The 13,182-nt window shown below is 35.2% G+C and carries 9 protein-coding genes and 2 pseudogenes; 6 read left to right on the top strand and 5 right to left on the bottom strand.

Annotated elements, in window-relative coordinates; translation table 11 throughout:
- From COE49_RS25455 to COE49_RS25435, 5 genes and pseudogenes are all read left to right on the top strand, one after another.
- On the top strand, positions 1–1,986 hold a 1,986-nt coding region (locus COE49_RS25455), incomplete at its 5' end, for a M60 family metallopeptidase (protein WP_098946144.1).
- Positions 1,987–2,736: 750 nt separating this feature from the next.
- Positions 2,737–4,920: a catalase/peroxidase HPI gene (gene katG, locus COE49_RS25450; protein WP_098841151.1), complete on the top strand. Its 2,184-nt coding sequence runs from the start codon at positions 2,737–2,739 to the stop codon at positions 4,918–4,920.
- A 592-nt stretch (positions 4,921–5,512) separates the two neighbouring features.
- Positions 5,513–5,659: pseudogene (locus COE49_RS27755) on the top strand (malate permease); the annotation flags it as partial.
- 574 nt (positions 5,660–6,233) lie between these two features.
- Complete coding sequence (locus tag COE49_RS25440; RefSeq protein ID WP_088232714.1) at positions 6,234–6,545, top strand: heavy metal-binding domain-containing protein; 312 nt, start codon at positions 6,234–6,236, stop codon at positions 6,543–6,545.
- Between the two features lie 710 nt (positions 6,546–7,255).
- Positions 7,256–7,522, top strand: coding sequence for an ArsR/SmtB family transcription factor (locus COE49_RS25435; protein WP_098252172.1), 267 nt, complete (start codon positions 7,256–7,258; stop codon positions 7,520–7,522).
- Positions 7,523–7,633: 111 nt separating this feature from the next.
- Here COE49_RS25435 and COE49_RS25430 read toward each other — a convergent pair.
- Both COE49_RS25430 and COE49_RS25425 read right to left on the bottom strand, forming a co-directional pair.
- Positions 7,634–7,711 (bottom strand): annotated as a pseudogene (locus COE49_RS25430) (helix-turn-helix domain-containing protein); the annotation flags it as partial.
- A gap of 205 nt (positions 7,712–7,916) precedes the next feature.
- Positions 7,917–9,077 (bottom strand): tyrosine-type recombinase/integrase, encoded by a 1,161-nt coding sequence (locus COE49_RS25425; protein ID WP_088232711.1) that lies wholly within the window; start codon positions 9,075–9,077, stop codon positions 7,917–7,919.
- Positions 9,078–9,437: 360 nt separating this feature from the next.
- Here COE49_RS25425 and COE49_RS25420 point away from each other — a divergent pair, with 360 nt between their 5' ends.
- Positions 9,438–10,421 carry a DNA-binding protein gene (locus COE49_RS25420; protein WP_088232710.1) on the top strand — a complete coding sequence of 328 codons (984 nt, stop codon included), beginning with the start codon at positions 9,438–9,440 and terminating at the stop codon, positions 10,419–10,421.
- A 220-nt stretch (positions 10,422–10,641) separates the two neighbouring features.
- On the opposite strand, the gene COE49_RS25415 is transcribed toward COE49_RS25420, so the two are convergent.
- The 3 genes from COE49_RS25415 to COE49_RS25405 form a co-directional block, all read right to left on the bottom strand.
- Positions 10,642–11,292, bottom strand: coding sequence for an IS6 family transposase (locus tag COE49_RS25415; RefSeq protein WP_249278337.1), 651 nt, complete (start codon positions 11,290–11,292; stop codon positions 10,642–10,644).
- Positions 11,293–11,488: 196 nt separating this feature from the next.
- Positions 11,489–12,676, bottom strand: coding sequence for a GTP-binding protein (locus COE49_RS25410; protein ID WP_088232708.1), 1,188 nt, complete (start codon positions 12,674–12,676; stop codon positions 11,489–11,491).
- A gap of 227 nt (positions 12,677–12,903) precedes the next feature.
- Positions 12,904–13,182: DDE-type integrase/transposase/recombinase (locus COE49_RS25405; protein WP_141552219.1), on the bottom strand; the 279-nt coding region annotated here is incomplete at its 5' end.

Raw genomic sequence — 13,182 nt, 5'->3', positions numbered from 1 at the left:
ACCTATATGCCAACAGGAATCTATGTAAAACCAAATGAAGAAGTTACAGTTGAAGTATCAGGCACGAAAAAAATTCGAGCAATTATTGGGACGCATCAATATGATAAAGAATGGGGAAAAGAAGTTGACCTTTCTCCGGGTTCTAATACCATCTCCTCTCCAAACGGTGGTTTAATAGGATTTGATAATCCTCAAGATACAGGAACAGTTAAGGTGAAAGTAACACAAGGCGGAAGCCCTGTTCCATTCTTTGAACTAGGGAAGCATACGAAAGAAGACTGGATTGCGATGATGAACAAGTATCCAGATGCACATGCTGTACAATTGAAATCAGAAAAAGCAGTACTTACTGTTACGCAGGATAGTGCCAATAAATATATTGTGAATCAAGATCCTATTCCTCTATTAAAAAAATATGATGAAATGATTCGAGCACAAGATAAGATATCAGGGTTAACTGAAAAAGACCCTAATCCTTTACATCGTTCGACTCATCGCATTTGGGCTTTTGTAGAAAATCCTAACAAACCAGACTGGGGTATGTATGCAAGTTTGGATGGAGCTACATTTACCACTGCTGGTAATGCAAGCGAAAGTGCTTTAAATGTAAATAAATTTGGATGGGGACAAATGCACGAAGCGGGACACGCAAGACAACAATACCCATGGACGTGGAATCATGATTTGAGAGGAATGACTGAAGTAACTGTTAATCTATATTCTTTGGCTGCACAAAAGCAATTATTCCCTGATCAACAAACACGTTTAGAAAAAGAGGGAGATTATGATAGAGCCTTTGCGTATTTAAAACAAACTGATAAAGATTACAAAAATATTGACGACTTATTTGTTAAACTTGTTATGATTTGGCAGCTTCATTTAGCGTATGGGGAAGATTTTTATCCGAATCTTCACAAACTATATAGGGAATTACCAAATGAACAACTTCCTCAAACAGACGAAGAGAAAATCCAAGCGTTTATATACAATACATCAAAAGTAGCGAAACAAAATTTACTTCCGTTCTTTGATCAATGGGGACTGAAGGCAACGCCAGAAACAAGACAAAAAGTAGAAGCTTTGAATAATCCTACATTAGTTGCTCCTATCTGGGAAGCAACTGACTCTAAACCTGTAAAACCACTAGCTGCATTGTCGAAAAAAATAATGAAAGCAAGTGCAAATAGTGAAGAATCACCAGGTTCAGCTAGTAAAGCGATTGATGGAAAAACAGATACAATGTGGCATAGTAAATGGGATACACAAAATCAATATCCATACAATTTGACGCTAGAGCTTGGTGAAACGCAAACCATTTCGCAAATAACATATCTACCAAGGCAAGATTGGTCGGAAAATGGCCGTATTTTATCCTACAATATTTATACGAGTGTAGATGGCGTTAAGTATGACAAAGTATCTTCTGGAACATGGGAAAATAATAAAGATAAGAAAACGGCAACATTTAATCCTATCACTACGAAATATGTAAAAATGGAAGTAACAGATGGAAAGAATGGATTTGCTTCTGCGGCCGAAGTAGATGTTCTAACTGATTCTACATCTGTTAAACCATACATATTACCTAAAAATACGATGAAAGCAAGTGCAAATAGTGAGGAATCAACTGGTTCAGCTAGCAAGGCGATTGATGGAAAAACAGATACATTTTGGCATAGCAGTTGGACGGCAAATCAATATCCATACAATCTAACATTGGAGCTTGATAAAAATCAAACGATTTCAAAAGTAGACTATCTGCCAAGACAAGATTGGTCGGAAAATGGTCGTATTTTAACCTACAATATTTATACGAGTGTAGATGGCGTTAGGTATGACAAAGTATCTTCTGGAACATGGGAAAATAATAAAGATAAGAAAACGGCAACATTTAATCCTGTTACTGCGAAATATGTAAAAATAGAAGTGACGGATGGGAAAAATGGATTTGCTTCTGCGGCTGAAGTAGATATTTGGGGTTATTAGGAGTCACCCTATATGGGGTCACTATACATGCCTATCAACTTACCAGAACGGGTTGCCCCAAAACGATAAAAGGACTGGAGTAGAATAATAGGTTTATAAAATGAAAAGTGCCCCTATTCCCTAGGGGCTGGTTGAGAGAGAACTTCCTAACTAACTAAATTAGTTAGTGGGATACGGATTAATTTTAACATATAGATAGCTTATCTGAAGGTAACAAAAAGTTAACAAAGAAGATTTAAAAGAGTATATTGCGTAATCTGAAGAAATCTTGTGTTTTCCACTTTGATTTAAGGGGGAGTATATATAATTTTTTGGTTCTATTGTAAAGTTTTCTACATGAATCTATACTCTAGAAAACAGGATCTAGGAGAACCAGACATGAGATATTTTAAATGAGTATTACTTTTTTTATGTGGATATTATCATGGGTTAGGTACAACAAAGAGTTACTCTGTTTGTATCTTTTTCCATGATTTTCACATTACCACTTTTATCGAGTTTGTAAGGGATTTTATTTTTTTCTCTTTATTTTCAAAGTACTTACAAGTGAATTTATTGATATAGTTTACTTATTAATAATAATTACAAATTAATATTGACTTCCAAATGAAAGGTGTTATCATTTAGTTGTGCTTAACTTTCACTCCTATAAGGTGATGAGAAGAAAGCAAAAATCAAATATGTTAATTTGTTTCAATAAGTTAATCAAATTATTTGCTGCTTAATTAAAAATGGAGAGGGGAAACAAATATGGACACTAATAGCAATGCTAATACTGGAGGATGCCCATTTAGTCAAGGTGGTGTTACTAGTAACAAATTTAGTGCTACGACTAATAGAGACTGGTGGCCAAACCAGTTGAACTTGAACATTCTTCACCAGCATGACCAAAAATCTAATCCTATGGGAAAAGAATTTAATTATGCTGATGAATTTAAAAAGCTAGATTATGAAGCTCTTAAAAAAGATCTTCACGATCTAATGACAGACAGCCAAGATTGGTGGCCTGCTGACTATGGACACTATGGGCCAATGTTTATCCGTATGTCTTGGCATGCTGCAGGAACATACCGTACTGGCGATGGACGTGGAGGCGGCGGAACTGGTAACCAACGTTTTGCTCCACTAAACAGCTGGGCTGATAACGCGAACGTTGATAAAGCACGTAGATTACTATGGCCAATCAAGCAAAAGTACGGTAACAAGATCTCTTGGGCTGACTTATTGCTTCTAACAGGTAACGTTGCTCTTGAATCAATGGGCATTAAGCCTTTTGGTTTCGGAGGTGGACGTGCAGATATTTGGCATCCGGAAGAAGACATCTACTGGGGTACTGAAACAGAAATGCTAGGGACTAACCGTTACTCTGGTGAAAGAGAGCTTGAAAATCCACTTGCTGCCGTTCAGATGGGTCTAATTTACGTTAACCCAGAAGGTCCAGACGGTAAGCCAGATCCAATTGCAAGTGCTCACGACATTCGCGAAACCTTTGGACGTATGGGTATGAATGATGAAGACACAGTTGCATTAATTGCAGGCGGACATACTTTTGGTAAAGCACATGGTGCAGGAGATGCTGCACAAATTGGTCCAGAGCCAGAGGCAGCTCCAATTGAAGCACAAGGATTAGGTTGGTTAAGTTCATATGGAAGTGGGAAAGGTGGCGACACCATCACTAGTGGTCTTGAAGGTGCTTGGACTGCTAACCCAACACAATGGGATAACGGATACTTTGATTTATTATTCGGATATGAATGGTGGTTGACTAAGAGTCCTGCAGGAGCATATCAGTGGATGGCTGTAGACCCTGATGAAAAAGACCTTGCACCAGATGCAGCAGATTCATCCAAGAAAGTTCCGACAGTTATGTTTACATCTGATTTAGCACTCCGTCATGACCCAATCTATGAGAAGATTTCACGTCGTTTCCATGCAAATCCAGATGAGTTTGCTGATGCATTTGTTCGCGCATGGTTTAAACTTTTACACCGTGATATGGGTCCTAAAGCAAGATATCTCGGTCCAGAGGTTCCACAAGAAGATCTTATATGGCAAGATCCTGTTCCAACTGTTGATTATGAGTTAACAGAAGAAGAAGTAGAAAAAATTAAAGTACTAATTCTTGACTCAGGACTTACAATCAGCGAACTAGTTACAACTGCTTGGGCTTCAGCAAGCACATTCCGTGGTTCAGATAATCGTGGTGGCGCAAATGGTGCACGTATTCGTCTTGCTCCACAAAAAGATTGGGAAGTGAACCAACCGGAACAGCTTTCAAAAGTCCTTTCAGTACTAGAAGACATTCAAAGTCATCTTGAGAAAAATATAAGTCTTGCTGACTTAATTGTACTAGGTGGAACTGCTGCGGTAGAAAAAGCGGCTAAAGAAGCAGGTTTTGATGTGACTGTTCCTTTCGCCCCAGGACGTGGTGATGCAACTGAAGAGCAAACTGATGCAGAAAGCTTTGACGTGCTAGAGCCTGTTGCTGATGGTTTCCGTAACTATCAAAAGAAAGAGTACAGTATTAGTACAGAAGAGCTTCTTGTAGACAAAGCACAACTACTAGGCCTTACTGCACCAGAAATGACTGTCCTTATTGGTGGTATGCGTGCTTTAGGTACAAACCATGGCGGCACAAAACATGGTGTATTCACTGATCGTGTAGGCACACTTACTAACGACTTCTTTGTGAACCTACTTGACATTGGTGTAGAATGGAAACCTGTAGACGGAGGCGTATACGAAGGACGTGACCGCAACACAGGTGAAGTAGTAAGAACAGCAACTAGAGTTGACCTAGTGTTCGGTTCAAACTCCGTTCTACGTGCGATTGCAGAAGTTTATGCACAAGATGATAACAAAGAAAAGTTTGTACGTGACTTTGTAGCTGCTTGGGTTAAAGTAATGAATGCAGATCGTTTTGACCTTAATTAACTGTTATTACGATTGATAAGAAAGAGTCACCTGAGATAAGCAAGCAGTCTTCTCAGGTGTGCATTTTAGCTGAAAGTATTGCCTATAATTATAACGATTACTAAAAAAGCAAAAAACTAATTAACAAATAGATAAAGATATTTTTATAAAACTATTCTCAACCATTATTCATGTTAGGTATTCGTTGTTCTGTGACGAATACCTATTTTTCATCTCCAATTAAGGAGGTTAAATATGATGAAAGAGTAACGTTTTTTTGTACTTAGGGTTAGTAAAAATTCTTAAGTTGATGGGCGACTGGATCTCTATATGCGGTGTAAATCTCGATAGAGATTATAATGCAGCTATCAGTATCAAAAATGAAGTAATACGTCGCATATTAGCATTCACATAAATAGCAATAAAATAACCTTTAGAACAAGGGAATTAGTTGGGCTGTCTTAGGACTAATTCGTTAGCTATCAAAAGTAAAAACTAACTATAAGTCGCTTATACTTTTTTTAATTACAAAAGTAGTTCCAAAACTTACAAAAACTATCTTTATTATTGAAAACATTTTAATATTGTAATTAAGAAAATAAGGGTAGATCATATGGGAATTCAAAAGAATGTGGAAGCATTATCATTTTCTAATGGGAATGAATTGAAAATTGAATATTTCGCTACTAAAATTATGAATGTTAAAATCGATGTTATGCCTTCACCGCTATATATAGTATTGGCTGCTATTAATTATGGATAATCTGTATACAATAAATTACCAGCAAATATGATTAGTGGATTTACAGTTATTAGGTAAATAAATCCAACAAGATACAAAGGTTTTTGTAGATAGCTTGATTTCTTTCCTCCTTACAGAACTGTCATCTTTATGTAAGTAAGGTTATTAGATAGTTTATTTAGCTTGTGAACTACTCGCCACTTAGCAAAGCTTGAAGTGGGAGCTTCTCAGTTCCACGACGAAAGTAACCTTTCGTCTCCCTGAGCGTTACTTCGGGGTGTTCCACTCCTAGATGTCCAACGCTTGGATGCTCTCTTGGTACGGTTGATATTTTACGCAGCACCGAATGGCTTGGTTTTCGCACTCTATTTTCTTCCTGCCACCTTATATATCAAGTTATCAAAGAACTTCATATAGCTAGTTTATCAAAAATTTTGGCTATACTAAACCGAAATTTATCTCCCACCTACCGCTGGGCTATCGCTCTTCACACACTTGAGGAAGGAGAATCCTTTCGGTGAATTTGTTAAAAATAATAATAAGATTATAAGAAACAACAATGAATTTTTAAAGATTATAGGAGTGTATTAATATGATCGTAACAACAACTAATACTATTCAGGATAAAGAAATTATTGAGTATATAGACATCGTAAACGGTGAAGCAATTATGGGTGCAAATATTGTACGAGACATCTTCGCTTCTGTTCGTGACGTTGTAGGTGGCCGTTCTGGTGCTTATGAAAGTAAATTAAAAGAAGCTCGTGACATTGCGATGGAAGAAATGAAACAACTTGCAACGCAAAAAGGAGCAAATGCAATTGTTGGTATCGATGTAGACTACGAAGTGATTCGCGATGGAATGTTAATGGTTGCGATAAGCGGTACAGCTGTACGTGTATAAATAGATAGAAAAATAGAATCTAATTGGTGAACTGCAATTCCAATTGTTAGACATAACTAACAATTAGAGTTGCAGTTTTTTATAGAAAAATATTCTTTGAAAACGAAATGAATTGCATAGAGTTTCTAGTGTAAAGTTTAAAAAAAGTATCAAATAAATGTCAGAGCTCTCCTACTAGACACCACTGATTCATTTAAGCAAAGCTATCCAGTACAAGCATATGTTGACACTCCCACATCTAAAGGGGCCAGCTGACTAACGTCAGTGGGATTCTTGCTACCAAAGGCGAAGTCCATTTCTGGTATCGCTGACGTGCAAGATTGTGGTGCGCCATCACCACTCCCACAACAGACCATATAGGTTCGTGGGCTACGGTACTGTGACCATACCGTACAGATTGTTAGTTCTCAAATGTTTTTACGTCTTTTGCATGACTATAAATAAAGTATGCCATGTTTTGCTATACAAAAACGATGCTTTCATCCCACGTCTAAAGACGGACTAAAGTCCTGCGTGAGCTTTCCCGTATCGTAAATTCTGTAAAAAAGCCAAATACAACATTTTCAGATGAATTAAAGGAAGTAAAAATGCAAGCAAAAAAAGAATAAAGGTGCCTGGAGCATAAATTCTGCAAAACTAAAATATTAAAATTTTATTCATCAAGTTATTAATATAATAAAAATATATCGGTTCACAAGGAGATGTTTAGGTTGTTGAATTATGAAAAAAACGCAGAAGTTTTAAAAGCATTAGCTCATCCAGTACGGATTAATATTTTGAAAGAATTAATTACAAGAGGGACATGTAATGTAACTCAAATTGTAGATATTCTTGGTATCCCACAATCTACTGTTTCGCAGCATTTATCGAAGATGAAATCTCAGAAATTAATTATGAGTGATAGAAAAGGATTAGAGATTTACTATAGTGCTCCAAACAAAACTATTAATTCCATTGTCGAAATATTATTAGATTAGAAACTATTAATTGTAAGTGAAAACTAAAAATCTTTGCACTAGAAACATAAATCGGATGTATTGAATTTAGCTATTACTGATTTTTTAAATGGTTACATACAAAGCGGTAGTACCGATCATTTTAGCAATTACTATTTCCTGTTTCTTATTTGGGTAGATACGAAATTTATATGTTGTATTTACTAACACAGGTTGCACCTTACTTTGTTATAGGTATACAAAAAAACGTAGGCTTGACATTCATCTGCGACCTACCGTTGGTCTAGCATCTATACACGCTTGAGGAAGGAGAATTCTTTCGGTAGATTCGTTAAAATAATTCGAATGGACAATAAGAAACCAAACATCGTTTTCTTATTGTCCTACTTTCAATTTATTGTGTATTAATTACATATTAAAACTCACCATCTCCAATTAAATTTCCTGCATCATTATCTTTAGTAAGTCTTTGCTTCAAATAATTTTCTTTTGTAGTTCTATCATTTTTATGGCCAACGGCAGCTGCGATAAGATGTGGTGGTAGTTTTTTATAATCATATAAATACTGTACATAAAAGTGTCTAAAGAAATGAGGTGTGATGCGTATATCCTCTGTAAATTGTAGTTTAGTCTCTTTGATGATCTTAGAAATATACTGAGATAGATAATTCTCTCTGTAGGAAGTATGATTCTTTGTTTGGAATATAGTCCCACCTTTTTTATTTCCAATATCAATAGGCAATCGCCTACGTATACGAAACGCGACTATACGATTAAAGATTTCTTTATTAATAGAAACAATCCTCTCATCATCACCTTTTGTAGCCACCGTTAAGTAATAACGGTCACGCATTAAATCATACTCAAGATCTTCCCACTTTGCATGCGAAACTTCTGCAACACGTAATCCCGTAGTAGCTAGGACCGATAATAAAGCATAATTGATTTCATTATCCTTATAGTAATGAAGCAATTGCTTCACTTCCTCATATGATAATTCGCGCTTTGGTTTATGGTGTTTATTAACGGTTGTGCTTAGAATTTCCACATGAAGAGGTTCCTGGATATATTGAATTTCATATAGCCATTTCAAATACGAACGGATTACACCAAGTTTTCGACTAATTGTAGATGCTTTGTATTTTTCTTTTGATTGATAGGATATTGCCTCTTGGGATAACCATTTTTGATAGTTACGTATATGTCGCTTTCTTAAGTTCCTCCAAACTTGGCCGACTACATAATCTTTAACATCTTGCTGCAGAAATTCTGTACTTTGTTTGATGAAAAAATAGAACTGGCTTAAGTCACGTGCATATAGAGTCCTGGATGCATCCTTTATACGTTTTTCTTGATCAAAATGTGTTTGCCGATTTAAATAGTAATACAATATTTCTTCATCTGAAAATCCCTCATATGTATATGAATCTTCTCTTTCGTTATTTTCCTTTTTAAATTCAGCTTCATTTATATAATCTTGATTCCATATCGCAATTATGTTTGAGAAATTTTGTTTCTGTTTCTCTATATTTTCTAAATAAGTTTCACTATGAATTGTATTTAATTTAAATTCCATTGTTAATCAACTCCATATTAATTCCCTTTATATCTAATATTATAACTGAATTACATTAAAAGTTACTTACATAGTAAGATTAAATTTTATAAAAATGAAACTAATGAATAAGTATAGAAAATGTTCTATTTTCTATGGTTATTATCTATTTGATTTTTAAAATCATCTTTTGTATATTTTATAATTATATAAAAGGTAATTTAATTAGAAAGTGAATTTACATTTCATTTATTTTTAAAAATAAATTAAGTTATAATTGTGTTATAATGTAATTTACAATATATATTTTTATAAATTTAACTTTACATAATAAAATTATCGGTTTTACATAACAGAAGTTTACACATAGGAGGAAAAGGTATGTTTGAAAGACAGGAAATAAATATGAATACGAATGAAGTAAAAGCTTATTTAGGAATTAGTAGCTTCATTTTTAGTACTCTTATGAAACAAGGACAATTAAATCCAATTAATCGAGAGACCTGGCGTCTAGATGGTAGCTTTTTATTTAAGCGAGAAGACATAGAAAAGTTGAAAGAAGATCGTGAAACAGAAGGAATTACCTTATATCAGGCAGCAAAAGATTATACTGTGAGCATGTATCAACTTGAAAAGTGGATAGCAGAAGGAGATTTGACTTGTACTATACAGAAACATCGTAATCGTGAGACTAAATTTGTAAATGAGGAAGAAATACACGGATTGGTACAGCAATTGAATCAGGCTAATACGCTGTATACATTCTCACAAAAATATAATGTAGTATTGTTCCAAAAATTTATGGAAGGTAATAAATTAGCACGCATTATATCCATTCCGAAGCGCGGGGATATTGTGCTTATGGATGAGTTTGGAAACAATATGACACTAGAAGATGCAATTAAAATGGGGTATAAGCCTGCATATATTTTATCCAATAAACCAAGAAGTCATCATCAAAAGTTTGTAAAATTTCGTTTTCCTAAATCAAATCAATTACGAAGTAACATTTTTCACTTAATTGACTTAGTACTACAGTATGTATCACCAAGAAATATTAAGGTTTCTGAGGAAGATGGTTTTTGGTACTTTGATGTTCGTCAATCCATTATTCAATTACCAATGCAAATGCAGGTAGAATGGATTGAATGTTTAGCCCCATATATAATAGAAGGAAAATTAACAAGACGGGTTAATAATAGCGTATATTTAGATAGCAGTAGTGTCACTAAAGCAGTAACGATAACAAGCAGTGAATACCATGCAATCACAAACATTGTAAAAGAAACGAATAGTTCTATTGAAGAATTTATTGCATCCGCTATTCGCGAAAAGATTTATAATTATCAAGCGTCACACAACTAAATTTTGAATTACTCAACACTTAACATCCTCGTGGACTGTTTGAAGTGGGAGATTCCTAAGTACAGACACCTAACGGTTTCTATTTCATTAGGCTATCCCCGTAGTTCCTACGGTTAAGAGACGAATTGCTCCGTTTTTAAGATTGAGCGCTGCGTTTCGATCTCGGTTCTTTTGCAAAGTTTTTTAATAGATAGAAAGTTAGTGTGAGTACAGCCGAATCTTATGCAATTTCGAGCAATTGCTGTAATTCATTGTACGTTGAAAAAACGAAGTTTGGCTGCAAACTTCGTTTTCGTTTATATATAGCATAAATCGTTTCGATTCCTTTCAAGGTGCGCGAAGCATAGCGAAGACTTTGAAATCTTGCAGATTTGGCAAAGCGGCGTTTTACATGTCTATGGTCCTGTTCTATGAGATTATTCAAATGCTTGATTGTACAATGAGTTGTATGTTTATAAAAGCCTTGTTCCTTTAATTTTTTGAATGTACAAAGTAATACCGGTGCTTTGTCTGTTGTTAGAACCGTTGGTTCTCCAAACTTTTTCACTAACCTTTTCATAAAGGCATATGCAGCCTGATGATCCCGTTTTTTACGAAGTTGAATATCCAATGTGTACCCTTCTTTATCAATTGCACGATACAGGTAACGCCATTTTCCTTTGACTTTTATATAGGTCTCATCCAATTTCCAAGATAGTTGTACTCTTTTATTTTTCTTCTTCCAAATTTGATAAATCAGGTGGCCATATTCATGAACCCAGCGCATAATAGTTGTTGGATGAACTGAAACACCACGTTCTTGCAAAATTTCAGAGACATCACGATAGCTTAAAGAAAAACGACAATAGTAGCCAACGGCTACCAAAATAATATCTTGTTTAAATTACTTTCCTTTAAAATATCCCACTTATGATTCTCCTCACTCTGTTTTGCAAAAGTTTAGCTTAGTTTTAAAAACTTTGCAACAGAACCTAAAATACGATGATGTCATAGAAAAGGACATCATCGTATTTTGGGAAAGTACAACAGATTTTTTAGGGATTATTATTAAACTCTAAAACTCGTTATTATGGTGCAATAGTAAAAGGTGGAATGGGATCAACAAAATTATTCCAATCTTGTTTCATTTCTTCATCTGTTAATAAACATGTATCTAAAGAACTTTCAATTTCTCGTTGATTCATTTCAATCCCGATAAAGACAAGTTCAGTGATTCGGTCACCATATTGTTCATCCCAATTTTTTAATATTTCAGGTTCTTCAGCAATTAGGTGTTTTTGCTCTGCTAAGGGTAAAGCGGCAATCCATTCTCCTGCTCCTTGAATTGTGATAGAAGAGCCCGCTTGAGAGAGAAGACCCATTATATTGTTACGTGATGCGAGCCAGAAAAATCCTTTCGATCTTACAACATCCTGTGGCCATTTTTTTAACCAATTCATGAGACGAACTGGATGAAACGGATGTTTGCGGCGATACACGAATGAGCCAATGCCATATTCTTCTGTTTCAGGTGCATGATGCTCACTATTTAGTTCTTGAATCCAGCCCGCAGCTTGACTTGCTGCATCGTAGTTAAATAAATTTGTATTTAAAACATGCTGCAGTGGAATGGCTCCATAAGAAGTTTCGATAATTTTTGCTTCAGGATTCAATGTTTTTAATAAATCATGAAGTTCCTGAATCTCTTCCTTTTCTAGTAAATCAATTTTATTGAGCAGAATGACATTTGCAAATTCAATTTGATCAATCAGTAAATCGATGACTTCACGTGTATCCGTTTCATCCAGCGCTTGCTGACGATCTAGTAAGCTTTCACCTGCCGCAAAATCATCCCAGAAACGGTTGGCGTCGACAACAGTAACCATCGTATCAAGTCGACACTTACTAGTTAAATCAATTTTTAGCTCCTCATCCATATACGTAAATGTTTGTGCAACGGGAATCGGTTCGCTAATACCTGAAGATTCAATGACAATATAATCAATATCCCCAGCATCTACAAGACGGTCTACTTCAATAATTAAATCTTCTCGAAGCGTGCAGCAAATGCAGCCGTTTTGAATTTCTATCAATTTTTCTTCTGTACGTGAAAAACCTCCTTGCTTGACAAGAGCAGCATCAATGTTTACTTCGCTCATATCATTTACGATGACGGCTACTTTCAATCCGTCTCTATTTTCCAAAATATGATTTAATAATGTTGTCTTTCCGGAACCTAAAAAACCACTTAAAACTGTAATAGGGACTTTCTTCATTGTGTATTCCTCCTGCATAAATCGTAATCATTACGTTTTATATTAAGTGATGAAGAAAAGAAAAGCAATAGTAAATCATAATCATTTCGATTTACGAATAGAAATAGCGTATAGAAAAATATTCGGAAAGTGTCCTAGATAAAGAGGACAAGCATATTTTTAACGGTTCTGGTGCAAAAATAGAATAAAAGATAATAAAGCGCATAGACTCCTAACGGAATCGTATCTTATGCCGCAAGCCCAAACAATTGATGGATGAATTCTTTCTGATTTTGGACAGACTGGTCCCATAAATCAACCTGTTCTTTTTTAATCATATGCATGACTTCTACTCCAGAAAGAATGGATGTATTTGTGTCAAAACATTTGAACCCTAGCATAGAGCGAATTCGCTTCTTTATAAAACGAGGATCTTGTTCTACTATGTTATTCAAGTACTTTTGTTGTCTAAGTCGCATACCACCAGGTATGCTTTTTTCTTTTTTTAACTGTTCAATTGCTATAGG

The sequence above is a fragment of the Bacillus sp. AFS029637 genome (assembly GCF_002584985.1).
In the GTDB taxonomy this organism is placed as follows: Bacteria; Bacillota; Bacilli; order Bacillales; family Bacillaceae_G; genus Bacillus_A.
This window is presented reverse-complemented; position numbering and strand designations above follow the sequence as displayed.

Excerpts from the sequence above, each read along its gene's own strand:
- COE49_RS25425 (WP_088232711.1), bottom strand. The coding sequence starts at position 9,077 with ATGGAATTTAAATTAAATACAATTCATAGTGAAACTTATTTAGAAAAT.
- katG (WP_098841151.1), top strand. The coding sequence starts at position 2,737 with ATGGACACTAATAGCAATGCTAATACTGGAGGATGCCCATTTAGTCAA.
- COE49_RS25440 (WP_088232714.1), top strand. The coding sequence starts at position 6,234 with ATGATCGTAACAACAACTAATACTATTCAGGATAAAGAAATTATTGAG.
- COE49_RS25410 (WP_088232708.1), bottom strand. The coding sequence starts at position 12,676 with ATGAAGAAAGTCCCTATTACAGTTTTAAGTGGTTTTTTAGGTTCCGGA.
- COE49_RS25420 (WP_088232710.1), top strand. The coding sequence starts at position 9,438 with ATGTTTGAAAGACAGGAAATAAATATGAATACGAATGAAGTAAAAGCT.